The organism is Stutzerimonas stutzeri, assembly GCF_024448715.1.
Classification (GTDB): domain Bacteria; phylum Pseudomonadota; class Gammaproteobacteria; order Pseudomonadales; family Pseudomonadaceae; genus Stutzerimonas; species Stutzerimonas stutzeri_AR.
The window spans coordinates 257581-282908 of sequence record NZ_JAMOHZ010000002.1 but is presented as its reverse complement, the minus strand read 5'-3'; the positions used below and the strand labels follow the sequence as shown (position 1 = coordinate 282908).

The 25328-nt window shown below is 62.4% G+C and carries 25 protein-coding genes; 9 read left to right on the top strand and 16 right to left on the bottom strand.

Annotated elements, in window-relative coordinates:
• Positions 1-14 precede the first annotated feature (14 nt).
• From ureG to NAV33_RS04845, 4 genes are all read right to left on the bottom strand, one after another.
• Complete coding sequence (gene ureG, locus NAV33_RS04860; protein WP_255977462.1) at positions 15-629, bottom strand: urease accessory protein UreG; 615 nt, start codon at positions 627-629, stop codon at positions 15-17.
• A 232-nt stretch (positions 630-861) separates the two neighbouring features.
• On the bottom strand, positions 862-1539 hold the full coding sequence (locus NAV33_RS04855) for an urease accessory protein UreF (protein ID WP_255977459.1): 678 nt from the start codon (positions 1537-1539) through the stop codon (positions 862-864).
• Entirely contained in the window at positions 1536-2036 is a 501-nt protein-coding gene (gene ureE, locus NAV33_RS04850; RefSeq protein WP_255977457.1) for an urease accessory protein UreE, read from the bottom strand. Before ureE ends, NAV33_RS04855 begins: the two co-directional genes overlap by 4 nt.
• Before the next feature lie 165 nt (positions 2037-2201).
• Positions 2202-2684: a GNAT family N-acetyltransferase gene (locus NAV33_RS04845; protein WP_255978155.1), complete on the bottom strand. Its 483-nt coding sequence runs from the start codon at positions 2682-2684 to the stop codon at positions 2202-2204.
• A 318-nt stretch (positions 2685-3002) separates the two neighbouring features.
• On the opposite strand from NAV33_RS04845, the gene NAV33_RS04840 reads away from it, so the two are divergent.
• The 3 genes from NAV33_RS04840 (at position 3003) to NAV33_RS04830 (ending at position 6040) form a co-directional block, all read left to right on the top strand.
• Positions 3003-3875: a DMT family transporter gene (locus NAV33_RS04840; protein ID WP_255977455.1), complete on the top strand. Its 873-nt coding sequence runs from the start codon at positions 3003-3005 to the stop codon at positions 3873-3875.
• A gap of 98 nt (positions 3876-3973) precedes the next feature.
• Positions 3974-4837, top strand: coding sequence for an isocitrate lyase/PEP mutase family protein (locus tag NAV33_RS04835; protein WP_255977453.1), 864 nt, complete (start codon positions 3974-3976; stop codon positions 4835-4837).
• A gap of 51 nt (positions 4838-4888) precedes the next feature.
• A complete protein-coding gene (locus NAV33_RS04830; RefSeq protein ID WP_255977451.1) occupies positions 4889-6040 on the top strand; it encodes an MFS transporter in 1152 nt (383 codons plus the stop codon).
• A gap of 13 nt (positions 6041-6053) precedes the next feature.
• Here the strand turns inward: NAV33_RS04830 and NAV33_RS04825 are convergent, their stop codons facing one another.
• Positions 6054-6773, bottom strand: a complete 720-nt coding sequence (locus NAV33_RS04825) for a TorF family putative porin (RefSeq protein ID WP_255977449.1) — start codon at positions 6771-6773, stop codon at positions 6054-6056.
• A 307-nt stretch (positions 6774-7080) separates the two neighbouring features.
• Between NAV33_RS04825 and NAV33_RS04820 the strand changes: the two genes are divergently transcribed.
• Positions 7081-7347, top strand: a complete 267-nt coding sequence (locus NAV33_RS04820; protein WP_255977446.1) for a DksA/TraR family C4-type zinc finger protein — start codon at positions 7081-7083, stop codon at positions 7345-7347.
• On the opposite strand, the gene NAV33_RS04815 is transcribed toward NAV33_RS04820, so the two are convergent.
• The 7 genes from NAV33_RS04815 to NAV33_RS04785 form a co-directional block, all read right to left on the bottom strand.
• Positions 7344-8816 (bottom strand): NCS1 family nucleobase:cation symporter-1, encoded by a 1473-nt coding sequence (locus NAV33_RS04815; protein WP_255977444.1) that lies wholly within the window; start codon positions 8814-8816, stop codon positions 7344-7346. The genes NAV33_RS04820 and NAV33_RS04815 overlap by 4 nt on opposite strands.
• Before the next feature lie 431 nt (positions 8817-9247).
• Complete coding sequence (ureC, locus tag NAV33_RS04810) at positions 9248-10948, bottom strand: urease subunit alpha (protein ID WP_255977442.1); 1701 nt, start codon at positions 10946-10948, stop codon at positions 9248-9250.
• A 149-nt stretch (positions 10949-11097) separates the two neighbouring features.
• The gene (locus NAV33_RS04805) at positions 11098-11403 is read right to left on the bottom strand and encodes an urease subunit beta (RefSeq protein ID WP_255977440.1); all 306 of its coding nucleotides are present in this window, start codon (positions 11401-11403) and stop codon (positions 11098-11100) included.
• Positions 11400-11963 (bottom strand): GNAT family N-acetyltransferase, encoded by a 564-nt coding sequence (locus NAV33_RS04800; RefSeq protein WP_255977438.1) that lies wholly within the window; start codon positions 11961-11963, stop codon positions 11400-11402. The genes NAV33_RS04805 and NAV33_RS04800 overlap by 4 nt, the downstream gene beginning before the upstream one ends.
• A gap of 11 nt (positions 11964-11974) precedes the next feature.
• Positions 11975-12277, bottom strand: coding sequence for an urease subunit gamma (gene ureA, locus NAV33_RS04795; RefSeq protein WP_255977436.1), 303 nt, complete (start codon positions 12275-12277; stop codon positions 11975-11977).
• Positions 12278-12355: 78 nt separating this feature from the next.
• Entirely contained in the window at positions 12356-13189 is an 834-nt protein-coding gene (locus tag NAV33_RS04790) for an urease accessory protein UreD (protein ID WP_255977434.1), read from the bottom strand.
• A 318-nt stretch (positions 13190-13507) separates the two neighbouring features.
• The gene (locus NAV33_RS04785) at positions 13508-15751 is read right to left on the bottom strand and encodes a DUF6351 family protein (RefSeq protein WP_255977432.1); all 2244 of its coding nucleotides are present in this window, start codon (positions 15749-15751) and stop codon (positions 13508-13510) included.
• A gap of 413 nt (positions 15752-16164) precedes the next feature.
• Here NAV33_RS04785 and NAV33_RS04780 point away from each other — a divergent pair, with 413 nt between their 5' ends.
• Genes NAV33_RS04780 through NAV33_RS04760 form a run of 5 tightly spaced genes read left to right on the top strand, consistent with a single transcriptional unit; the run spans position 16165 to position 20683 of the window.
• Complete coding sequence (locus NAV33_RS04780) at positions 16165-17028, top strand: branched-chain amino acid ABC transporter permease (protein WP_168424288.1); 864 nt, start codon at positions 16165-16167, stop codon at positions 17026-17028.
• On the top strand, positions 17028-18056 hold the full coding sequence (locus NAV33_RS04775) for a branched-chain amino acid ABC transporter permease (protein WP_255977428.1): 1029 nt from the start codon (positions 17028-17030) through the stop codon (positions 18054-18056). The genes NAV33_RS04780 and NAV33_RS04775 overlap by 1 nt, the downstream gene beginning before the upstream one ends.
• A complete protein-coding gene (locus NAV33_RS04770; protein WP_255977426.1) occupies positions 18049-18816 on the top strand; it encodes an ABC transporter ATP-binding protein in 768 nt (255 codons plus the stop codon). Before NAV33_RS04775 ends, NAV33_RS04770 begins: the two co-directional genes overlap by 8 nt.
• Complete coding sequence (locus tag NAV33_RS04765) at positions 18803-19510, top strand: ABC transporter ATP-binding protein (RefSeq protein ID WP_255977423.1); 708 nt, start codon at positions 18803-18805, stop codon at positions 19508-19510. Before NAV33_RS04770 ends, NAV33_RS04765 begins: the two co-directional genes overlap by 14 nt.
• Before the next feature lie 24 nt (positions 19511-19534).
• The gene (locus NAV33_RS04760) at positions 19535-20683 is read left to right on the top strand and encodes an ABC transporter substrate-binding protein (protein ID WP_255977421.1); all 1149 of its coding nucleotides are present in this window, start codon (positions 19535-19537) and stop codon (positions 20681-20683) included.
• Positions 20684-20807: 124 nt separating this feature from the next.
• Here NAV33_RS04760 and urtE read toward each other — a convergent pair whose 3' ends face one another.
• From urtE to urtB, 4 genes are all read right to left on the bottom strand, one after another.
• Complete coding sequence (gene urtE, locus NAV33_RS04755) at positions 20808-21506, bottom strand: urea ABC transporter ATP-binding subunit UrtE (protein WP_255977419.1); 699 nt, start codon at positions 21504-21506, stop codon at positions 20808-20810.
• Positions 21507-21611: 105 nt separating this feature from the next.
• Positions 21612-22457, bottom strand: a complete 846-nt coding sequence (urtD, locus tag NAV33_RS04750; protein ID WP_255977417.1) for an urea ABC transporter ATP-binding protein UrtD — start codon at positions 22455-22457, stop codon at positions 21612-21614.
• On the bottom strand, positions 22454-23533 hold the full coding sequence (gene urtC / locus NAV33_RS04745) for an urea ABC transporter permease subunit UrtC (RefSeq protein WP_255977415.1): 1080 nt from the start codon (positions 23531-23533) through the stop codon (positions 22454-22456). Before urtC ends, urtD begins: the two co-directional genes overlap by 4 nt.
• A gap of 103 nt (positions 23534-23636) precedes the next feature.
• Positions 23637-25208, bottom strand: a complete 1572-nt coding sequence (gene urtB / locus NAV33_RS04740; RefSeq protein WP_255977413.1) for an urea ABC transporter permease subunit UrtB — start codon at positions 25206-25208, stop codon at positions 23637-23639.
• Between the last annotated feature and the right edge of the window lie 120 nt (positions 25209-25328).

The window sequence follows — 25328 nt, the reverse complement described above, 5'->3', positions numbered from 1 at the left end:
GCAGATCAAATGGGTCAGGCGGCGCTGAGCATTCCCTGTTTCTCGATGAAAGCGATGATCTCGTCGAGCCCCTGGCCGACCTTCTGGTTGCTGAACACGAAGGGCTTGTCACCGCGCATCTTGCGGGTATCGCGGTCCATAACCTCCAGCGAGGCGCCGACCATTGGCGCCAGATCAATCTTGTTGATCACCAATAGATCGGACTTGCAGATGCCCGGCCCGCCCTTGCGCGGCAGCTTGTCGCCAGCCGAGACGTCGATTACATAGATTGTCAGGTCGGACAGTTCGGGGCTGAAGGTAGCTGACAGATTGTCACCGCCGGATTCGACGATGATCAGGTCGAGGCCAGGGAAGCGCCGGTTGAGCTGGTCGACGGCTTCCAGGTTGATCGAGGCGTCTTCGCGGATTGCCGTGTGAGGGCAACCGCCGGTTTCAACGCCGATGATTCGTTCCGGTGCCAGGGCCTCGTTGCGCACCAGAAACTGGGCGTCTTCCTGGGTGTAGATGTCGTTGGTTACTACTGCGAGGTTGTAACGCTCGCGTAGGGCCAGACACAGAGCGAGGGTCAGCGCGGTCTTGCCGGATCCGACCGGGCCGCCGATGCCGACACGCAGGGGTTGGGTGTTCATGGTCTGTTTCCTCTTTTGAAAGCTGCACTCAGCGGGGGCGCGTCGGTGTGCGGTTTTCTCGCAATTAGGTTTTGGTAGGAGCGAGCTTGCTCGCGAACCGGGTTTGCGCGCGACGGATGTTCGGGGCGCCGCAACAACCATGGCAGGCGTATCAGATTGCGTCGGGTCAGACGCAGAAGGGGGGCCTGCTCTTGCCCATTCGCGAGCAAGCTCGCTCCTACAATCGGTGTAATCACGACCTGAACAGCCGGCTGTATTGACGCTCATGCGCCATGCTCGCCAGCGCGAACCCGAAGGCGGCGCTGCCCCAATGTTCCGGCGCGATATCGCTCGTCTCGCGCTGTGCCCGCTGCAGCGTAGGCAGCAATTCGGACGTCAGCCGTTGGGCCGCTTGCTGTCCCAGCGGCAGCGTTTTCATCAGCACCGCCAACTGATTCTCCAGCCAGCCCCAGAGCCAGGCGCCGAGCGCATCTTGCGGGGCGATGCCCCAGGCGCGAGCGGCGAGCGCCCAGCCCAGCGCCAGTCCGGGTTCTTCGATGCGTTCGAATAGCGTCCGCGCCGTGTCGTCCAGTTCCGGCAGGTTGTTCAGCAACTGCTTCAACGAGTAACCCATCTGCCGGCTTTCCAGGCGCAGCTCACAGGTTTCACGACTGGCGCGATGGCGCGCTGTCAGGTGTTCCAGCTTGCGCCAGTCTTCGGCTGCGGCGGCTTCGCAATGGGCCAGCAACAGCGGTGCTTCGAAGCGAGCCAGGTTGAGCAGCAACTGGTCGGCGAGCCATCGGCGGGCGCTGGGCTCGTCATGCACCAAGGCACGTTCCACGGCGATTTCCAAGCCCTGGGAGTAGCTGTAGCCGCCAATCGGCAGCTGCGGGCTTGCAAGTCGCAGCAATGCGAACGCAGCCGGATTCACGTGCGCACACCAAACTGGTGCAAGCGCGGCGCGTAACTGAATTCGGCTTCGCCGGCATGGGAATGGTGATGGCCACCACCGTAGGCGCCGTGCTCCGGCTGGAAGGGCGCTTCGAGCGCTTCGACGCTGGCGCCGAGCTGCAGCAGCATGTCCTTGAGCACGTAGTCGTCGAGCAGGCGCAGCCAGCCGTCACCGACTTGCAGCGCGACGTGGCGATTGCCCAGATGATAGGCGGCGCGGGTCAGCTCGAAGGCACTGGCGCAGGTGACATGTAGCAACTGCTCGGGCCGCGCGCGCACTGCAACGACGCGGCCGTCTACGGCCAGCAGGAGCTCGCCGTCGCACAGCGGCGGCTGGCCGCGTTCGAGAAAAAGGCCGACGTCTTCACCTTGAGTGGTGAAGCAGCGCAGGCGTGACTTGCTGCGCGCCTCGTAGGTCAATTCCAGTTCGGCGTCGAAGTGGGCTTGTGGGGCAGTGCGTTGATGAATGACCAGCATGGGCGGTTCCGGTTGTACCAATGGGTACAAGCAGAGCAAGGCCCTTGCCAACCTTGTGTGACGGATGCGTCATGCGGGTTCCGGCAGTACGGAATGCGTAAAAATGGGGCTCGTGCTGTTTCGCCATGGTGCGCGTGGCGCCGTAGCGCACCATATGGGTGCGAATCAGTGCAGCGCTCGCACCATGTAAACCGCGGGGATTTGATAACTAGCGAGGTTGCTCGCCTGCGGTTGCTCCAGTTCGGTGTGCGCGGCATAGCCGAGGCGGGACCAGAAAGCTTCCGAATTTTGCACGGAAACCAGCGCCGAATAACGCAACTGCTGGGTCTTGGCTTGCTCAAGGTTTTTCTGCACCAGCGCCGGGCCGATGCCACGACCGCTGGCGCGACGGGAGACGGCGAGGTCGTGCAGATACAGGCAGTCGGCTTCATCGTGACGCTTGAATTCGCCATCCAGCGGGGTCACCTTGCCTACGCGCGAGTGATAGGCGAAGAGATAGGCACAGACGCCAAGGGCATCTTCGGCCACCCAGGCCAGCTGAGGGCAGGCGGCGAGGCGGGCGCGGATCACCGCTTCGTCTTCGAGGACTTCGGCGGCGTAGGATTCTTCCTGAATCGACATCACGGCAGGAATATCGCGTACCTGCATCGCTCTCAACTTGAACATCTGAAAACACTCGGACGGACTCGGGCCGGCAGAGCGACCCGCGAAGGGCCGGCGATCATACGCGATTGGTTGCCAAACGGTGAGCCAGCCGACGGAGGGCCGCCAATTCGCGGTGCGGAGCAGGCAGATATTCGATGAGCTCGAACCTGACGATGTCGTGAAGATTCCCCCGGCGCATATAGCGCAGCGCTAACGCTTTTCCCATTCGACGCCTGGTTGGTTCATTGAACGTGACGACTGACGTGATGCCGATTTGTAGGCATAATGGTTAGGTTGCTACCTATCGTCGCGGTTCTCTCTTTGAACAACTCACACCAGCCGTTGCTTGGCGTTCTGCTCATCCTCTTTTCATGCATGGTCCTCGCCACGCACGATGGGCTGTCCAAGTACCTGACGCAGCTCTACCCGGTCTTTCTGGTGATCTGGGCGCGCTACATGGCGCAGACGATTCTGATGTTCACGCTTTTCACGCCGCGCATGGGGCGTCGTGTGTTCCATACGCTGCGCCCAAAGCTGCAGCTGTGTCGCGGGCTGAGCCTGGTCTGCGTGAGCATGCTGTTCATCAGCGGTTTGCATTACATCCCGCTGGCCGAGGCCACCGCGGTCATCTTCCTGACGCCGTTGCTAGTGACCATCGCCTCGGCATTGTTGGGCGAACGCGTCAGCCGCAGTCAGTGGTTCGCGGTGGGTTGCGGTTTGCTCGGTGTGATGATCATCGTGCGGCCCGGCGGTGCGCTATTCACCCCGGCGATCCTGCTGCCGTTTGGTGCGGCAGTGAGTTTTACCGTTTATCAGTTGATCACGCGCCGTCTCAGCGCCACCGATCACCCGGTGACCAGCAACTTCCTCACCAGCCTGGTGGGTAGCCTGGTGATGAGTGTGCTGGTGATTTTCAACTGGCAGACGCCGACGCTGCATGACGCGCTGATGATGGCGGCACTGGGCGCCATGGCCATGAGCGGCCATCTATTGCTGACCAATGCGTTCCGCTTTGCTAGCGCGGCAGCCTTGGCGCCGTTCACCTATGCGCAGATTATCTTCGCTGGAGTGGTGGGTTTGATTGCCTTTGGCCACGTGCCGGATCTCGGCGCGATTGTCGGTATGGGGATCATTATCGCCAGCGGGTTGGTCATGGCTTATGTGCAGGGTCGCCAACCGCGACCACCGATATGAATACCGCGGATGTGCCGTTGGGCCATCCGCGCGGCTTCCAACACTTGACCGAACAAGGGCGACTGGCCCTTGCGTGCGCTTTATCAGGTAGAAAAACCATGCAACGAATTTCTCATCACACCCTGCGCAGCGAATTCCGTCGGCTCCTGGCCTCGGATCGCTGCTACCACACCGCTTCGGTATTCGATCCGATGTCGGCGCGTATCGCTGCTGACCTCGAATTCGAAGTCGGTATTCTTGGCGGCTCGGTCGCTTCGCTGCAGGTACTGGCTGCACCGGACTTCGCGCTTATCACCCTCAGCGAATTCGTCGAGCAGGCCACCCGTATCGGTCGCGTATCACGTCTGCCGATCATCGCTGACGCCGATCACGGCTACGGCAATGCGCTCAACGTAATGCGCACCGTGGTTGAGCTGGAGCGCGCCGGGATCGCCGCGCTGACCATCGAAGACACCCTGTTGCCGGCCAAATTCGGCCGCAAATCCACCGACCTGATCGGCATGTTCGAGGCGGTCGGCAAGATCCGTGCGGCGCTCGAGGCGCGCATCGATCCGGAGCTGAGCATCATCGCTCGCACCAACGCCGGCGTGATCGGCCTGGAAGAAGTGATCGCGCGCGTGCAGGCCTACGAGGCAGCCGGTGCCGACGGCATCTGCCTGGTCGGCATCGAAGATTTCGAGCAGCTCGAGCAGGTCGCCGAAAAACTTAGCGTGCCGCTGATGCTGGTCACCTATGGCAACCCGAGCCTGCGTGACAATGAGCGGCTGGCCGCCCTCGGCGTGCGCATCGTGGTCAACGGCCACGCCGCCTATTTCGCCGCGATCAAGGCGACCTACGATTGCTTGCGCGAGCAACGCCAGATCGACGCGTCGGACCTCAATGCCTCGCAGCTGTCGGTCAAGTATTCGACCGCCGACGAATATATGGGCTGGGCCGAGGACTACATGCAGGTCAAGGAATAACCACCCCTGCGCTCGGGCTACCGCACTGCCGCCACCGTTAATGGAGATCCGATGAGTCCACGCCTGCTGACCTTCATGGTGGCTTTCGCCGCGTTTCTCGGACCTTTCACCCAGACGGTTTACGCGCCGATCCTGCCGGAGTTGGGAGCGGCGCTGCAGACCACGCCGTTTCTGATCAACCTCAGCATCTCCATTTTCACGCTGGTGCTGGCGATCATGCAGATCGTCTATGGGCCGCTGGTCGATCGCAGCGGGCGCAAGCGCATTCTGCTGATCGGATTGGTGATCTACATCATCGCCTCGCTGGGCTGCTTTCTGGCGCCGAACATCGAGACACTGCTGGTGTTTCGGGCGTTGCAGGCGGTGGGCATCGCGGCGGGGGCGGTGGTAGCGGTCACGGTCATCGGCGACCGCTTCGAAGGTGCGGCTCGGGGCAGGGCGATGGGCTCGTTCCAGATGATGGTGGCGCTCGGGCCGGTGGTCGGCCCGGTGGTCGGCGGCTTCATTGGCGAGCACGTGGATTTCCACTACGTCTTTTTGCTGCTGGCCGTGGTGGGTGGTGTTGCGTTGCTGGCGAATGCGATCTGGCTGCAGGAAACGCGTCCTGCGGGCGGTGTGGTCAGAGCCTTTCATCCCGTCGAATATCTGGACGTGCTACGTAACCGCCCAGGCCTGGCGATCATGCTGCTGAGCTTCGTGCAGTACTACGCCTTCTACAACTACTTGGTGTTTATGCCGCGCGTCCTCGATACCACCTATGGCCTGAGTGCCAGTGAGAAGGGGCTGGTATTTCTGCCATTGTCGATCGCCGTAGTGGTCGGCAGCTTCCTCGGCGGTCGGCTGCTGGGGCGCTGGCGACCGCAGCCGATGCTGGTGACGACGGCTGCGTTGAACGCGCTCAGTCTGTTGCTGTTTCTCGGTGTCGCGCAGTGGTCGCTTGCCGCATTAGTGGTGGCGGTCAGCGCGTTCGGCCTGTTCCTCGGGCTGTCGCTGCCGGTGCAGACCAGCCTGCTGATGGATCTGTACCAGCACAATCGTGCCACCGCCGTAGGCAGCTACAACTTCTTCCGCTTCATGGGAATGGCCACCGGCCCGGTGCTGGGGTCCTGGCTATACCAGGGCGGCAATCTCAGTCTGCTCTACGGCTTTGCCGCCGCGGCGTTCCTGCTGGCCGTGCTCCACGCGCGGATGCGGCTTCGCTAACGGCGCATCAGCTTCAGAACAGCGAACGCTCGGCCTTGAACATCACGAAGCCCTCGCAGTAGGCGTTCTGCCCGGAGTAGACGCCGCATTGCGGTCCGCTCAGGCTGGAATCGCTGTAGGACAGATCCAGTTGCATGCCCAGCAACGGGCGGGACAGATTCAGCGACCAGTCGTTGAATACCTCCACGCTGCCGCCGATGTGATACATCGGGCTATCCATCGAATGGCTAGCGTATTTCAGGCGCACCCCGACATCGAATGGCCGAACCGGTCCCAATTCCAGGAACAGCGTGCTGTCGGTGCGCCCCGGCGAGCTGCTCAGCGCACCGCCCAGACGGCTGCCGGCCAGATTGACCCCCGCATAGTATTCGTGGCGATCCCAGTCTTCGAGTTCCGGGAAGCTGTAGCGAATCACGCCCAGCTCGAATCCCGGTGCGTCGTCGAAGCGCTGCTGGGCGTAGCCGATGTAGTTGTCCAGCTCCAGCTGGTTGCCTTCGAGGATGCCCATGCTCGGTGCCCATTGTCCGACATACCAGCCACTGGCATGGGTGAGATCCAGGCCGCCGCGGAAGGTGCTCGCGGCGGTCGGACTGACCAGGCCCTGCGCCATGCTTCGGGTCGGAGCCGTGCCGAGTTTAAGATCGAACTGTCCGACCTCGCGCTCGAGGACTTCCGATTGACTGGCGCATCCGCCCAGGCCGAGCATCAACGCCATCAGGAGTTTCTTGTTCATACACCGTTTCACTGGCGGATATTGTTATCAGGCGATCAGTGGCGACTACCAAGGCAAGCCCCGATTCAGAGCATCTGAACGCGGTGTTGGGATCGGTTTGCTTATCAATCGGCTGGAAGGGTAGTTCATGCGCTCGCCTGTCGAGCTCCGCTCGTCGTTTTGACGCCAAGTAAACGACAGGCGGTGCCGATTAGTTGGCGACTCGCAATAGTGCCGATGGCCTGGATTGGTACTGAACGGCTGCCGCCGCTGCAGTTCCAATCCACTGAAACATTGATGAACTGCCCGAGGCAGGTAGGAGGTTGCAATGGCCACTGGTTGGGCAAACGAAGGTGCTGTGCAGGAGCAGATCGACAGCACCATTGAAGATGCCGTTCAGCGTGCACGTAGCCGATTGGGCCGAGGAGAAAGCCTGACGCACTGCGAAGAATGTGGCGCGAAGATCCCAGAGGCACGCCGGCAGGCGGTTCCAGGCGTGCGACTCTGCGTGGCGTGCCAGACCGAGCAGGACAAGCACGAAGCGAAGTTCAGCGGCTACAACCGCCGTGGCAGCAAGGACAGCCAGCTGCGTTAGCCATGTGGCGTCAGGGTGGGTGCCGCGCTCGACGGTAATGGCTGCTTGCGCATCAATAAGTAATGGACCACGCCACCAAGCAGCGCACCGAGCAACCAGGCGAAGCCCGAGAGGCTTTCCAGGCCGGGCGTCCATACCGAAGCGACTGAAAACAGCGAGCTGACGCCGAAGGCTATGATCGCCTTACGATTCCAGCCAGCACTGAAATAGTAGGTCGAGCCCGGCTCGGCCGAGAACAGCTGTTGAACGTCCAGCCGCTGCCGGCGAACCAGGTAATAGTCGGCCACGATGATGCCGTATAGAGGCGCTAGCACGGCGCCGAGCGTATCGACGAAGGCGGCAATGCCGACCGCGCTAATGAACGATACCCACAATGCGCCGATGAAGAACGCGATAGCCGCGGTGATGAAGCCGCCGGTGCGCGCACTGATACGAGCCGGCGCCAGGTTGGCGATGTCGTAAGCCGGTGGGATGAAGTTAGCGACCAGGTTAATGCCCACGGTGGCGGCGAAGAAGGTAACCGCGGCGATCAGGGTCAGGCCGACATTGTCGATGCGCGCGACGATATCGGTTGGGTTGGTCAGCGTCTCGCCAAACACCACCACAGTGCCGGCCGTGATCACCAAAGCGATCAGCGAGAAGATCGCCAGGCTCACCGGAAGTCCGAGAAGGTTGCCGATGCCCATCTGCCGTTCGCTCTTCACGAAGCGGGCGAAATCGCCGTAATTGATCACCACCGCCGCGAAGTAGGCGACCATGGTGCCCACCACCGTAGCGAACGCGACGAGCGGGCCACCGTCGTAATTGCCGGTGCCGCCGAAAATGGTGCCAAGCGCGCCCGCAAGGCCCGGCCCGGCCTGGTAACAGATGGCGATCATCATCGCGATCATAACCAGATAGACCAGCGGGCCGGCCCAGTTAAGGAACCGCGTGATCCATTCCACGCCACGCACGAAGAGCGCTACCTGAAATACGCAAACGATCACGTAAGCGAGCCAGTCGATGGCAGTCAGGCCCAGCAGCGTCGCGTCCGAGCCAGGTCCGATCAGCGTGCGGATCAACAATGCTACCGCCGTCGAGGCGAAGTAGGTCTGCACGCCATACCAGAAGATCGCCACGATGCCGCGTACCACTGCAGGGAAGTTCGCCCCACGAACGCCCATACTGGCGCGTGCCATGACCGGGAACGGGATGCCATATTTAACGCTGGGCTTGCCGGTCAGCTGCACCAAACCCATGACGATGAAGCCGGCCAGCACGATACCAGCCAGCACCGCCCAGCCGTTCAGGCCGTAGCTGATAAACAGGGTGGCGGCGAGGGTGTAGCCGAACAGGCTTTGGATATCGTTGGACCAGACGTTGAATATTTCGAACCAGCCCCATTTGCGCTTCGCCGGGTGAAGCGGCGCCAGATCGGCGTTGTGCAGACTGGGGTCGATCTGCTTGATCTGAAAGTCGTCGTGGTTCATGGATGTGCCCTTTGTATGCAAGACAAGGTGGCATTTATGTATGCAGTTCTTGTTCCGCGTACGGCACAGCCCGTGGAGAGGGTATGACGATTACAGGCTCGGATCGTCTTCCTGACTAGAAGCCTAGACGGCCCGCCAGCTGTTGAAAAATTATGTGAGCGTGTTGTAACAGCTTCGCCCTGTCATGCAGCGCGAGCGCCCGCGATGCCCCGAGGTGCCTGGCTCGATCTGTGGTGAGGTGGGCTTGCTCTTCGTCTCTTTGCAGGGTGGGTTTCAACCCACCACAAATACGTTATCCAACGTCACTCTGCGGCGGTGGGCTGAAGCCCACCCTACAGCTGAAGCGGAGCGCCGTCTTACCGCTGCGCCCAGACGAGCGTAGGGTGGGCTTCAGCCCACCATCAAAAGGGCAGCCTGAGCAGCGATCGCTGTCAGAACAAAAAATACCGCTGCGCCATCGGCAGCACCTCGGCCGGCTCGCACCAGAGCAGTTGGCCGTCCGCCTTCACTTGGTAATTCTGCGGGTCGACGTCGATCTGCGGTGTGTAGTCGTTATGGATCAAATCCTTTTTCTGCACCGTCCGGCAGCCTTTCACCACACCGATTTTCTTTTTCAGCCCCAATTGCTCCGGCACTCCGGCCTCGGCTGCGGCCTGGCTGATAAAGGTGAAGCTCGATGCGTGCAGTGAGCCGCCGTAGCTGCCGAACATCGGCCGGTAGTGAACCGGCTGCGGCGTCGGGATCGAGGCATTGGCATCACCCATCAGGCTCGCCGCGATAGTGCCACCCTTGAGGATCAGCGTTGGCTTCACGCCGAAGAACGCAGGGCGCCAGAGGATCAGGTCAGCCCACTTGCCGACTTCGATGGAGCCGACTTCATGGCTGATTCCGTGGGTGATTGCCGGGTTAATGGTGTACTTGGCGATGTAGCGTTTGACACGGAAGTTGTCGTTGCCCGGGCCGTCGCCGGGCAGGGCGCCGCGCTGCTTTTTCATCTTGTCGGCGGTTTGCCAGGTGCGGGTGATGACTTCGCCGACACGGCCCATGGCCTGGCTGTCGGAACTGATCATGGAAAAGGCGCCGAGGTCGTGGAGGATGTCTTCGGCGGCGATGGTCTCGCGACGGATGCGGCTTTCGGCGAACGCCACGTCCTCGGCGATGCTCGGGTCCAGGTGATGGCAGACCATGAGCATGTCCAGATGCTCGTCGATGGTGTTGCGCGTGAACGGCCGGGTTGGATTGGTCGAGCTGGGCAGCACGTTCGGGAAGCCGCAAGCCTTGATGATGTCCGGCGCATGACCGCCCCCGGCGCCCTCGGTGTGGTAGGTGTGAATGGTGCGGCCCTTGAAGGCGCCAAGGGTGGTCTCGACGAAACCGGATTCGTTCAGCGTGTCAGTGTGGATCGCCACCTGAATGTCGTACTGGTCAGCCACCGACAGGCAATTATCGATGGCCGCCGGGGTGGTGCCCCAGTCTTCGTGCAGCTTGAGGCCGATGGCGCCGGCCTTGACCTGTTCGATCAACGGCTCGGGCAGCGAGACGTTGCCCTTGCCGGTGAAGCCGATGTTCATCGGGAAGGCCTCGGCGGCCTGGAGCATGCGCGCCATATGCCAAGGGCCGGGCGTCACGGTGGTGGCGTAGGTGCCAGTGGCGGGTCCGGTGCCGCCGCCGATCATGGTGGTGGTTCCGCTCATCAGCGCTTCTTCGATCTGCTGCGGGCAGATGAAGTGGATGTGGCTGTCGATGCCGCCCGCAGTGAGAATCATGCCCTCGCCAGCGATCACTTCGGTGGCGCCACCGATGGCGATGGTCACGTCTGGCTGAATATCCGGGTTGCCGGCCTTGCCGATGGCAGCGATACGGCCGTCCTTGAGCCCGACGTCAGCCTTGACGATGCCCCAGTGATCGACGATCAGCGCATTGGTGATCACTGTGTCGACTACATCTGCCGCGCACAGCTGGCTCTGGCCCATGCCGTCGCGAATGACTTTGCCACCGCCGAACTTCACCTCGTCGCCATAGGTGGTGAAGTCCTGCTCGACCTCGACCCAGAGATCGGTATCGGCCAGGCGCACCTTATCGCCGACGGTGGGGCCGAACATGTCGGCATAGGCTTGTTTGCTGATCTTCATCGGGGCTCCTTGGCCGGTCCCTGCATTTGATTTGCCCTCACCCCAACCCTCTCCCGGAGGGAGAGGGGGCTGATTGGCGCTGGTCTGTCCCGTCGCGGCGGGCTGCTTTTCTCCCTCTCCCTATGGGAGAGGGCCGGGGTGAGGGGCTCTCAGAGCGCGCCCATCACCCGGCCGGCGAAACCGAACACGCGGCGATTGCCCGCCAGTTCGACCAGCTCGACCTCGCGGCTCTGCCCCGGCTCGAAGCGCACCGCCGTTCCGGCCGGAATGTTCAGGCGCATGCCGCGCGCGGCGGCGCGGTCGAAGGTCAGCGCATCGTTAGTTTCGAAGAAGTGAAAATGCGAGCCGACCTGAATCGGCCGGTCGCCGCTGTTGGCCACATTCAAGGTCAGCGTGCGGCGGCCGGCGTTGAGTTCGATTTCGCCAGCCTGGATCTGGTATTCACCGGGAATCATGGTTTGGGCGTCCTGTTCAGGGTCAGTTGCATCATCGTCAGGTCCAGCCAGCGGCCGAACTTGCAGCCAACCTGGCGCATCTGCCCGACATGGATGAAGCCGAGCTGCTGGTGCATGTGGATCGATGCACGGTTCTCGCTTTCGATGAAGGCGACCATCACGTGCTTTCCAAGCTGTCGAGCGCGTTCTATCAGTGCCTGCATCAGGCGGCGGCCAACGCCGCTGCCGCGATGGCTGGGGCCGACGTAAACCGAGTTCTCCACGGTGTGGCGAAAGCCATCATGGGGTCGCCAGGGGCCGAACGAGGCGTAGCCGGCTACTTGTTGCTCGTCGTCGATGGCGACCAATACCGGGTAGCCCTGTTCGTGGCGTTCAGCCAGCCAGGCGCGGCGGTTGTCGAGATCGACAACCTGGTCGTTCCAGATCGCCGTGCTGTTCTGCACCGCGTCGTTATAGATCTGCAGGATGCCTTCGAGATCGGCGTCCTGGGCGTCACGTATCTGCACGTTGAAATCCTTCAAAGCGGTTCGAGGTATTGCGGCACGGGCCGCAACCAACATTGACCCGTATCTCAGGCGATTGGTTGATGCACCGTGACCAGCTTGGTGCCGTCGGGGAAGGTCGCCTCGACCTGAATTTCCGGAATCATCTCCGGCACCCCTTCCATGACCTGCTCGCGACTGAGCAGGGTGGTGCCGAAATGCATTAGCTCGGCCACTGTTTGCCCGTCGCGGGCACCTTCGAGCAATGCGGCGGAAATGTAGGCCATGGCCTCCGGGTAGTTGAGCTTCAGTCCGCGCGCCAGGCGCCGCTCGGCGACCAGTCCGGCGGTGAAGATCAGCATTTTGTCCTTTTCTCTCGGTGACAAATCCATAACGGCTCCATTCGTAGGGTGGATGTCGCTTTTCACATCCACCGGCTTGTGGTGGAAAACGCGTTGCGTTTTTCCACCCTACGTACTCCAGATTCGCGGTGGCAGCGCCTCGCGCCCCAACAACGCCGGACGCAGCAGGCGCCACAGATCGATCAGCCACGCCCGTGCATGCAAGGCTTCGCTGGCCAGGCAGCGGCCGATGACAAGGCCGGGCAGTTGCGTCAGATCACCGCGCACTTTGCTTGGGATTTCGCGGCAACGTTCCATCAGCTCGGCATCGATCTCGCCGGTGAGAATAAGCGTGGCGAACACCGGGTTGCCGTCGAGGCCAATCGGCGAGTCGAGTAATCCATCACCACCGTTCACACGCTGGCGTTCGTGCCAGAGCAACTCACCGTCTCGGCGGATATCCAGCTGCGCCTGGAAATGACCGGCATCGAAGCGCTCGTCGCTGGCCGGTCGACCCAGCGCCACCATGTCCCAGTAGAACAGCCGCGCATCGCCTTCCAGTTCGATAAGCGTGTTCAATTCGGCCTGTGCCGCGGCGTAGACGATGCTTTCCTGCGGCAGCCATTCGAGGGTGGCACCGGCTTCGACGTGCAATGTCAGGGTTTGAAAGGCCGGACCGGTTGCGCGATACCACTTGGCTGCACCGGGGCTGGTCAGTTGAGCCCAAGCGTTGGCACCCACGTTGGCTCTGATATCCAGCCGGTCGCCGCCAGCAATGCCGCCGGGTGGGTGGACGATGATGTGCTGGCAAACCTCCGGGCCTTCCGCATACAGGTGCTTCTGTACCCGCAGTGGGCCTTTGTGACGACGAAGCACGGGCCGCGTCGCATCGCCCAGGCGGGCATAGCCGAGTTCGAGCTCGGCCTGCCAGTGAGGGGTGAAGACGGGAGTCAGTGCGGTCATCTGCTTGCGCGGGTCTGTGGTTGATAGACCTGCTTGAGCAATTGTCGTGCCTCTTGCGCTATTGCGGTGCGCTGCGGGCATTCCTCGGCTTCTTGTCGGGTCCAGGCGGCCAAGAGAGGTTCTCGGCGTGTTTGATCGCTGCACCGTTGCGGTGCGGCTGCGCGGAATAAGCGAGCAAATGGCTTATGTTGGTGCGCTCGGGAATGCATCAGCGCAACCACGCTCCGCGCCGTTGGGACGCGGAGCGTGGGAATCATCCAACGACGCCGAACCTGCACTTACGCAGGACATCCGTGCGACCAAAGCCGCCGAGCCGGCTCAACGGCGGTGGGGCCGCCTGTCCCGGTGGTAGCGACCGACGCCGGTGTATTCCAGCCAGGTGCCGAGCAGGCGGGTTTGACCCACGCCAGGAGCGTCCCAGTTGCATACGCCGTTCGGGAAAATGCCGGTCAGCCGTGCATATTCATTCCCGCTGAACGCCACGCTGTAGTCCCGGTGGTCGATGGCCTTGAGCTCGCATTTGATGATGTCCGAGGCCAGCGGGCCGCCAGCGACCATGCGCGGCGAGGGGAAAGCCGGGTAAAGGTCGTTGCAGGCGGAGGTGCCGGGCCCGCCGAAGCGCTGCGGCTCTGGAATGAAGTCGGGCCTGGACTCGCGGGTCCAGCAGCCGTCCTGCAAGTTGGCAGGCTTGTTGCGCACCACCTTTTCAGCGCGAGACCTGTTGCTCCGATCCGCGACAATAGCGGCCAGCCAGCGATCCATCGCCTCCAGCGCACGGTCCTGGATATAGGCGACGCGGCCAGGGTATGCCGCGTCATCCGCTGCGTTGCTGCCACCGCTCCACATCACATGGTTGTAGACGTGACCGTTCGCCTTGCGCAACCGTTCGCGGGTGGAGAAATGGTGGAACTTGAGGTGGATGTCACCGCCGGGCTGCAGGTCGGTGTAGAGCTGGTCGTAATCCAGGATTGGCATCGAAGCCAGCCCGCCGCCGCCATTAAGCATGCGCCCGGTCCGGTAGGCCGCGAACGTGGCGCGCAGATCTGCGGTCATGCGCTGCGATATGAAGTTGGCGTCGATGTCCATGCCGCCAATTTTCTCGTTCAGGTCGAGGAATTGCGCCTTGCTGATCTGCCCGGTATTCAGCGCCTCGAGCCCGTACTGGATGCCGACGTTGTCCAGCGGCCGGCGGGCGAAGCCGGTCTCGCGGTCGATGCCGTAACTGTTCACCGCGTGGTCGTAGATGGTTGCCCGGGCGCCGCGTGGGTTGTCGGTTGGGTGGTAGCGCAGCGAAGGATCGACCGAGGCGTCGAACTCGGCTGAAGCTCGATCGGGACGGCCAGGCACCGGGTCCAGGCGCGCGGCGCCGTTGTCCAGGTTGGGAATGGTGGCGAATACGCCGAAGCCTGAGGCTGCTCGTAATTGTTCCTCGGTCCAGTCCACGCCGGCGTTCTGGTAGTAGTGCCAGAGCAGACGCGAGTCGGCGAGCGTATGGGCGGTGCCGAAGGCGACTTCCGGGAAGCTGCAGGACGGGATGATGCCGTCGAGCAGTCCTGGATAGTTGTCGCCGATCTGATGCTGCTGGTACGAACCGCCCGAGCAGCCCCAGCCGATGGTGTAGCGCGGCCGGCCGTAGGTTTCGATGAAGCGCTCTTTGACCATCATCATGGTCTCTGCGGCCAGCAGGTCGTCGCAGTTGTTGCCGAACACGTTGAGCGAGGCCGACGCAGTAGCGAAGCCGCGCGATAGCTCGCGATGATCCAGCACGCCGCCGGTGCCGTTGCCCTGGCGGTACCAGCCGGAGCGACAGCCGCCTCCGAAGTTGTAGACCAGCCGGCCGTTCCAGGCACCGTCGCGCTTGAATATCGACGGCCCAGGCACGCCCGGGTTGTCCAGCACGGCGGTCTGGTAGATGGCGCGGTTGATCGTGCCGGTTTCCAGTCGCACCACGTAGGGCACGGTGGCGCCGTTGAGAGTAGTGGTCACGGCGAGGTCGCCAGGTGGCACTGCCGGATTGTACGGACGGAACGCGCCGGAGGTCGTGCGGTACAGGTAATCGACGCGGCGCTGAACCGTGCAGTTTTCATCCAGCGGTGCGCCGAGCGTACCGCCGCCGGGGTAGACCTGAAACTCAGCGGTTTCGCAGACGAAGGGCTCCTGCTTCGGCCCGGCGAAGACGGGGCCTGAAAGCGGATGCGATACCAGTTCCAATCTGGCCGGGATTGTTCCTCTGGCATGCGCGACGAGCCGGTTGCGTCCGTCCCGCAAGCCCTCGACGAGACCGATCAGCGCACGCCCGTCCGAACTCGGCCGGAACGCCGCGCTCACGTCGGTATCGTTAAGCGTGACGCGCAGGCGTTTGGCGGCGGCTGGTGTCGGCAGGCCGATGCGGATCAGCACATCGCCACCGCTCAGTTTGTCGGGTCGGTTGGACAGGCTTTCCAGGGTCAGGCGGGATGCGGCCCCTACCTCGCCGGCCAGCATGAGCAGTGAAAGGGATACCAGCCCACACCGAACACCACGGCGCATGCGCCGGATATTTCCGCTTTTTGTTGTTTTCATCGGAGTTTTTCCTCTGTCTTGCCAAAGGGATGCTACGGGCGTCACTGCACCGAAACAGCCGAATGCACGCGAGGTCTGGCTTGGTTGTCTGCCTGCGATTCAGCGTAGAAGCTGAAGAAAACGGCGTGGGACGGGGCGACCACCGGCTGGGTTGGGCGGTCGGTCTTGGGCGGGCAGGCGAAGCGAGTCGTCACGCTTGTGGCAAGGCGCCAGCATCACTCATTTTTATGAGCTCGTATCTGCTCGTTTGACGGGCCTGTCAGTGGATGCCAATGTCAATCAGGCGAACAGCCCGCTCGGCCTTGAGCGGTTACAGGTACCGGCCGGACATTCGGTCGTGCTCGTTGCTCCGGGCCGGCCGGCAATCGCTCGATGGTGGCACCCATAACAACAAGATCCACGGAGACGCTGCTTTGAATCTATTGTTTCAGCAAGTGCTCAACGGTCTGACCCTGGGCAGCATCTACGGCCTTGTCGCCCTCGGCCTGACACTGGTCTACGGCATCCTGCACATTCCCAACTTCGCCCATGGCGCGCTGTATATGGTTGGGGCGTTCGCGTCGTACTTCTTCATGACCGATATCGGGCTGCATTATTGGATCGCCATGCTGGCGTCCGGCGTAGTAGTGGCCGTACTGGCGGTGCTGTCCGAGCGGTTGGTGTTTCACCCGCTACGCAATGCGCCGCCGATCCACGACAAGATTGCTGCGATCGGCATCCTGCTGTTTCTCGAAGCGGTGGTGCAGATGCTCTGGGGTTCGGACTTCCGCCGCATGGCCTCGCCCTACGGCGGCATCCTCAACTTCGACGGCTTGATCATCCCCGAGCAGCGCCTGTTGATCATCGTCGGCGCCTTTACCCTGATGCTGGCGCTGCACCTGTTCCTGCGCAAGACGATGCTCGGCTCGACCATCATCGCCATGGCGCAGAGCCGCGAGGGCGCGTTCCTCGTCGGCATCGATGCCAACCGCGTAGCCATGCTGACCTTCGCCATTTCCGGCATGCTCGCCGCCTTTGCCGCGACGCTCTATGCACCGATCAACCTGGTGTACCCGGCGATGGGGCACCTGGTGATCATGAAAGCCTTCGTCATCATCGTGCTCGGCGGCATGGGCAGCATCCCCGGTGCCATCCTCGGCGCGATGATTCTTGGCTTCGCCGAAAGCTTCGGTGGCTTCTACCTGTCGTCGGACTATAAGGACATCATCGCCTTCTCGCTGCTGGTGGTGATCCTGTCGCTGCGCCCAACCGGACTGTTCGCCAAGGGAGCTCACTGATGCATCGCTTCGCATCCTTACTGACCGGTCGCGGCTGCAAGCTGGCGCTGCTGGCGTTCGCCCTGGCATTCCCGCTGTTCGCCAAGAGCGAATATCAGGTTTACGTGATGGCCAGTGCCTTCATCTGGGCCATCGCGGTCTACGGCCTGAACATCATTACCGGCTACTGCGGCCAGCTGAACCTGGCCCACGGTGGCTTCTTCGCCATCGGTGCCTACACGCTGGCGATTCTCACCGCCGATCATGGCTGGAATTTCTGGCCGGCGTTTGTGGCGGCTGCGCTGGTTTCAGCGGCAGTCGGCGCGCTGGTCGGTATCGTCTCGCTGAGGCTGAAGGAACACTTCTTTGCCATCTTCACGCTCTGCGTCGGCTTCATCATTTACCTGTTGATCGACAAGTGGGAGGAGCTGACCCACGGCGCCATCGGTATTCGCAGCATCGCGGCACCGGACGGGTTCGGGCTGGTGGATTTCAGCCAGACGGTGCCGTTCTACTACCTGGCGTTGCTGTTTCTGGTGTTGGCGATCTGGTTCGCCGGGCGTCTGGCCTCCTCGCTGTTGGGGCGTACCTTCATGGCGATCCGCAATGGCGATGCGCTGGCCCAATCGCTGGGCATCGACCTGATGCGCAACAAGCTGCTGGCCTTCGTCCTGTCGACTACCTATGCCGGTATCGCCGGGGCGCTTTATGCCTCGATGATTCGCTTTATCGGTCCGGAGGAGGCCAACCCGAACCACACCTTCGACATGATCACCTACCTGCTGGTGGGCGGCTTCGGCACGCTGTTCGGGCCGCTGGCCGGCACTGTGGGCGTCGTCTGGATCACCCAGTCGCTGCAGTTCCTCGAGGACTACCGGATGATCATCTTCGGCCCGCTGATCGTGGTGCTGGTGATCTTCATGCCGCGCGGCGTTGTTGGCACCTTCCTCGGCTGGAAGCTGCGCAAGGACACCGCAGCGGCGCGAGCCAAGGACCCGCGCGCCGGTACCAAAGTCAGTCCAGGCAGCGAGGTGAACAACAATGCTTAAGGTCGAAAACCTGACCAAGATGTTCGGCGGGCTGGCGGCGGTGCACGACGTCAGCGTCGAGTTCGAGGCGCGCAAGATCAACGCCATCATCGGTCCCAACGGCGCTGGCAAGAGCACCTTTTTCAACCTGATCTCCGGCGTTCACAAGCCCAGCTCCGGTCGTATCCTGATCGACGGTCAGGACGTCTCGCGGATGCGCTGTGACCGCGTGGCCCGGCTCGGCGTCGGCCGCACCTTCCAGACCACGCATCTGTTCGAGCAGGCGACGGTGCTGGACAACCTTATCGTCGGCCATCGCTTGCGCACCCATTCGGGGCTGTGGGACGTGCTGATCAACTCCAAACGACTGCAACGCGAAGAGCGCGAGTGCCGCGAAAAGGCCCGCGCCGCGCTGGACTTCGTCGGGCTGGCGCACCTGGAAAATCGCGTGGTGCTGGATATTTCACAGGAAGAACGCAAGCGCGTCGCCTTTGCCCTGGCGCTGGCCACCGAACCGAAGCTGGTGCTGCTCGACGAGCCGGCCGCGGGCGTCAACCCGGAGGAAACCGAAGGCTTGGCACAACTGATCCGCAAGATGCCCGAGCACGGGCTGACGGTGTGCCTGATCGAACACAAGATGGACATGATCATGGGGCTGGCGGACAAGATCATGGTGCTCAACTACGGTGAGAAAATCGCGGAAGGCACACCCGCCGAGATCAAGGCGAACCCGGCTGTCATCGAGGCCTACCTGGGGAGTGACTACGATGCTGCAGCTTGATCGGGTCGATGTCTGCTATGGCAGTTTCAAGGCGCTCACCCAGGTCTCCATGACGGTTGGTGCTGGCGAGCTGGTGGTATTGCTCGGCGCCAATGGCGCGGGCAAAACCACCTTGTTCAACACCATCAGCGGGCTGCTTAAACCAACCACCGGCACCATCACGCTGGAGGGCAAGCGCATCGACGGGCTCAAACCTTCGGGGCTGGTCGCTGCTGGCGTGGTGCATTGTCCGGAGGGGCGCAAGCTGTTCCCGCAAATGTCGGTCTCGCAAAACCTCGCGCTTGGCGCCTACCTGCATCGGCGTGACGGTGAGGGAAACAAGCGCAATCTGCAGGAAGTGCTCGACCTGTTTCCCATTCTTCACGACAAGCGCCACCAGCCGGCCGGCTCACTGAGCGGTGGTCAGCAGCAGATGGTGGCGATCGGTAGGGCACTGATGAGCCGACCGCGCCTGCTGATGCTCGACGAGCCATCGCTCGGGCTGGCGCCGCTGGTGGTCAACCAGATGTTCGAGGTGATCTCGCGCATCAATAAATCCGGAACCAGCGTGTTGCTGGCCGAGCAGAATGCCTTCGCGGCATTGAAGATCGCCCACCGCGCCTACGTCATCGAGGGCGGTAGCCTGGTGATGGAAGGCGACCAGCAGGCCATGCTGGGTAACGAAGCCGTGCGCAAAGCCTATATCGGCGCCTGATCAGTCATGACCAAGGAGACAACAATGAAAACGCTCAAAGCGCTTGGATTGGCGATTGCCACCCTGACCGCGGCCCAGGCCAGCGGCGTGTATGCCGAGCAGACGCTCAACATCGGCTTTACCGGCCCGCTCAGCGGCGGTGCTGCGTTGTATGGCGAGAACACCCTGTCGGGCCTGCGCATGGCGGTGGACGACACCAACGAGGCGGGTGGCATCAAGATTGGAGATGAGACCTACAAGGTCAATCTCATCAGCCTGGACGACAAGTATTCACCGAGCCAGGCGGCCACCAACGCCAAGCGCCTTGTGAAGGAATCGAACGCCGCGGCCGTCTTCGTTCCGCATACCGGCGGTGTATTCGCCCTGCAGGATTTCAACGTCGCCGACGACTTCCTGATCATGGCCTACACCAGCGTGCCCTCGGTCACCCAGCAGGGTAATCCGCTGACCGTGCGTATCCCGCCGGAATTCACCGGCTATGTGGACGCCTTCTCCGATTACGCGCTCAAGCACTACGGCAAGAAACTCGGCATCGCTGGCGCAACCCACGAGTACGCCAAGATCTGGACCGATATGATGACCAAGGCCTGGGAGCAGAAGGGCGGGGAAATCGTCGAAAGCAATCCCATGGATTACAACAAGTCGACCGATTTCTATACCGGCGTGAGCCGCGTGATCGCCTCGAACCCGGACGTGATGTTCGTCGGCGGTGCTTCGGAACCCACCGGGCTGGTGATGCAGCAGGCGCGTCAGATGGGCTTTCAAGGCGGCTTTATCGTCATGGATCAGGCCAAGCTCGACGAGATCGCCGTGGTCACGGGCGGCCTGGAAATGCTCGAAGGCTCCGTCGGCGTCGTGCCGCTTTCGGAGTACGACAGCGAGGTCGCCAAGGTCTTCGTTGATCGGTATCAGAAGGCGCACGGCAAAGTGCCGGGCTCCGAGGCTGCTTACAACTACCTAGCCTTCCATGCGCTGGCCAAGGCCATGGAACTGGCCGGTAGCATCGAGCCGCAGCTGGTGCGAGCAAAGATGGGAGAGGCGCTTAAGACCATGGACCCGAAGTTCAATCTCTACTCGGTGCAGGGCATGACCGAAAACGGTGGCTTCATTACCCCGACCACCATGGCGGTGGTGGAGGACGGCAAGATCGTTAACAAGGAGATCGGTGACTGAGGGTTCGGCAGCCGCACCGTGGGAGCGAGCTTGCTCGCGAACCGCGTTGAAAAGCTTCGCCAGCAAGGACTGGGCGTCCCCTGGCTCCTACATAAAGCGGCATGGCGGATAGGCTCCCGTCTCGTCAGATCGCCACCAGCCCGCGCACCCCATCGGCTTCCATGGCCTCGCCACGACCTTGCTGGATGATTTCGCCGCGGCTCATCACCAGGTACTGGTCGGCCAGCTCGGCGGCGAAGTCGTAGAACTGTTCCACCAGCAGGATCGCCATGTCGCCACGGGCAGCGAGCTTCTTGATCACGGCGCCGATTTCCTTGATGACCGAAGGCTGGATGCCTTCGGTAGGCTCATCGAGGATTAACAGGCGCGGCTTGCTCGCCAGCGCGCGGCCGATGGCCAGCTGTTGCTGCTGACCGCCCGACAGGTCGCCACCGCGGCGATGCTTCATCTCCTTGAGCACCGGGAACAGTTCATAGATGAAGTCTGGCACTTCCTTGGCTTCCTTCGCGCCGAAGCGTGAAAGCCCCATCAGCAGATTCTCCTCGACGGTGAGCCGGCCGAAAATCTCACGCCCCTGGGGCACATAGGCGATGCCAGCGTGCACGCGCTGGTGCGGCTTGAAGCCGGTGATCGGCTTGCCTTCCCAATTTACCGCGCCTTCCTTGGCCGGAATCAGGCCCATCAGGCATTTGAGCAGCGTGGTCTTGCCGACGCCGTTACGCCCGAGCAGGCAGGTGACTTCGCCGATTTTGGCATCGAACGACAGGCCGCGGAGGATGTGGCTGCCGCCGTAGTACTGATGCAGTTGCTGGACTTGGAGCATTTTCAGGCACTCGATCTTTTGGAATGGTGGGCCGTGTTCGCGAGCAAGCTCGCTCCTACAGATTCAGAGGCGCCTTGTAGGAGCGAGCTTGCTCGCGAAGCGGGGTTAACGTCCGAGATACACCTCGATCACTCGCTCATCGTTCTGCACAGTCTCGAGCGACCCCTCGGCCAACACCTGGCCCTGATGCAGCACGGTGACGTGATCGGCGATGGTGTCGACGAAGCCCATGTCGTGCTCGACCACCATCAGCGAATGCTTGCGCGCCAGGCTCTTGAACAGCTCGGCGGTGAACTCGGTTTCGGCGTCGGTCATGCCGGCGACGGGTTCGTCGAGCAGCAGCAGTTGCGGGTCCTGCATCAACAACATGCCGATCTCCAGGAATTGTTTCTGGCCGTGGGACAACAGACCGGCCGGGCGATTGCGTGAGGACTCCAAGCGGATGGTTGCCAGCACTTCATCGATGCGGTCCTTCTGCTGGCCGTTGAGTTTGGCTTTCAGGCTGGCCCACACGGACTTGTCGGTTTTCTGCGCCAGCTCCAGGTTCTCGAACACGCTGAGCGCTTCGAACACCGTGGGTTTCTGAAACTTGCGACCGATGCCGGACTGGGCAATTTCCACTTCGCTCATGCGCGTCAGGTCGAGTGTGTCGCCAAAGAAGGCCGTGCCGCTGTCCGGGCGGGTCTTGCCGGTGATGACGTCCATCATGGTGGTCTTGCCGGCGCCGTTGGGGCCGATGATGCAGCGTAGCTCGCCCACGCCGATGTAAAGGCTGAGATTGGTCAGCGCCTTGAAGCCATCGAAGCTGACGTTGATGTCTTCCAGGCTGAGGATGGTGCCGTGGCGGGCATCGAGACCTGCGCCTTTGACGCGGCCGAGGCCAATGGCATCGCGGCCGCTGCCTTGAGCGTCTAGCGGTTCGATCAGTTCGGGGACGGGTGCGGTTTTCATTGTTCGCCCCTCCGGCGCAGCAAACCGATGACGCCTTTCGGCAGGTACAGGGTGACGACGATGAACAGGGCACCCAGGGCGAACAGCCAGTACTCGGGGAAGGCCACGGTGAACCAGCTCTTCATGCCATTGACGATACCAGCGCCCAGCAACGGGCCGATCAGCGTGCCGCGTCCGCCCAGGGCGACCCAGACTGCGGCCTCGATGGATTGCGTCGGCGCCATTTCGCTGGGATTGATGATGCCCACCTGCGGCACGTAAAGCGCGCCGGCGAGCCCGCAGAGCACCGCCGATAGCGTCCAGATAAACAGCTTGTAGCCGCGCGGATCGTAGCCGCAGAACATCAGGCGGTTCTCGGCATCACGCAGCGCGGTCAGCACGCGGCCGAACTTGCTGCGTGCCAGGCGCCAGCCGAGGAACAGGCTGCCGGCGAGCAGCGCGACGGTGGCGAAGAACAGCGTGGCGCGGGTGGCGGGGGCCGAGATCGAGAAGCCGAGAATGGTCTTGAAGTCCGTGAAGCCGTTGTTGCCGCCGAATCCAGTCTCGTTGCGGAAGAACAACAGCATCCCGGCGAAGGTCAGCGCCTGGGTCATGATCGAGAAGTACACGCCCTTGATCCGCGAGCGGAAGGCGAAAAAGCCGAACACGAATGCGAGTAGCCCCGGCGCCAGCACCACCAGGCACATCGCCCAAAGGAAGCTGGAGGTGCCGTACCAGTACCAGGGCAGCTCGGTCCAGGCGAGAAAGCTCATGAACGCGGGCAGCCCGTCGCCAGCGCTTTCGCGCATCAGGTACATGCCCATGGCGTAACCGCCAAGGGCGAAGAACAGGCCGTGGCCGAGCGACAGCAGCCCGGCGTAGCCCCAGACCAGATCCAGCGCCAGGGCGACGATGGCGTAGCAGAGGATCTTGCCCACCAGCGTCAGGGTGTAGGCCGAGACATGGAAGGCGTTGTCGGCCGGCAGCAGGTGCAGCAGCGGCATGACCAGCAGTATGGCGAGCACAAGGCCCAAGGCGACGGCGGTGAGTTTCGGGCCGGCTTTCTGCGCGGCCGTGAGGGTGAGCGGCTGATTCATGCGCGGCTCTCCTGTAGGAGCGAGCTTGCTCGCGAAAAGAGGCGTTGGTCTGGTTCACGAGCAAGCTCGCTCCTACGAGGGAGAGTGAGGTGGTTGATTGTCTTCAATCGATCACCCTCCCTTTCAGCGCAAACAGGCCCTGCGGGCGCTTCTGGATAAACAGGATGATCAGCGCGAGGATGAGGATCTTGCCCAGCACGGCGCCGATTTGCGGCTCGAGAATCTTATTGGCGATACCCAATCCGAAGGCGGCGAAGATGCTGCCGGCGAGTTGACCCACGCCGCCGAGAACCACGACAAGGAAGGAGTCGATGATGTAGCCCTGGCCAAGATCAGGGCCAACGTTGCCGATCTGCGACAGCGCCACGCCACCCAGCCCGGCGATGCCGGAGCCCAGCCCGAAGGCCATCATGTCGATGCGCCCGGTGGGCACGCCGCAGCAGGCGGCCATGTTGCGGTTCTGCGTCACGGCGCGCACGTTCAGACCGAGGCGGGTCTTGTTCAGCAACAGCCAGGTCAAGAGCACCACGAACAGCGCAAAGCCGATGATCACCATGCGGTTATAGGGCAGTACCAGGTTGGGCAGCACTTGCAACCCGCCGGACAGCCAGCCGGGGTTGGCGACTTCCACGTTTTGCGCGCCGAACAGCACGCGAACCAGCTGAATCAGAATCAGGCTGATGCCCCAGGTCGCCAGCAGGGTTTCCAGCGGGCGGCCATAGAGGTGGCGGATCACGGTGCGTTCCAGCGCCATGCCGATTGCCGCGGTGACGAAGAAGGCCACCGGCAGTGCCACCAGCGGATAAAAGGCCAGCGCTTCTGGGAAGAGCCGCGCCATCAGCACCTGGACCATATAGGTTGCGTAGGCGCCGAGCATCAACATCTCGCCGTGGGCCATGTTGATCACGCCCAGCAAGCCAAAGGTGATAGCCAAGCCAAGCGCGGCGAGCAGCAGGATCGAACCCAGCGACAGACCGCTGAAGGCCTGGCCGAGCAGCTCGCCGATCAGCAGCTTGCGCTTGACCTGAGCGAGGCTGGTCTCGGCGGCTTTGCGCACGCCGGGGTCGGTTTCGGCTTCATCGGCCAGAAGGTTTTCCAGGCGGACCCGCGCCAGCGGCGCGCCGGTTTCGCCAAGTAGGCGGACGGCAGCCAGGCGTACGGCGGGGTCCGCGGCGCTCAGTTGCAGGTTGGCCAGGGTCAGGGTGAGAGCTTCGCGCACGGCCGGATCGTCTTCGGCTTCGAGCCGCTGTTGCAGGAGCGGTAGCTGTTCCGGCTGGCCGCTGCGCTGTAGGCGCTTGGCAGCGCTGAGGCGTTGCGAGGGATCGTCGGAAAACAGCTTGTGGCTGGCGAGTGCGGTGTTGAGCAAGCCGCGCAAACGGTTGTTCAGGCGCAGCTTCTTCGGCGTGCCGACGGGTTCGGCGTCGCCTTCGAGGGCGCGGTAGCTGTCGTTTTCTTCGATAAAGGGGGTTTTGTTCTTGTCGATGACCACGCGGCTGGCACGCAGCGCTTCGATCAGCGGCAACCGCTCGGGAACCGGCGCAATGGCCCAGTCCTCCAGCAGCTTGGCCTGTTTGGCCGGGCTCGCCTTGGCGTAGTCGGCTGCGTCTCCGGCGTGGGCGGCCCAGGGCAGGGCCAGCAGGAGCAGCAGCAATAATCGGTGCAGGGCAGTGTTCATCTTTGCATTTCCCAGGGCGCTGCGTGCTCTCTTGGCGGAGCTGGCGGCTGTCGTAGGTGTGTTGTAGGGTGGGCTTCAGCCCACCGATGACATTACTGGTGGGCTGAAGCCCACCCTACG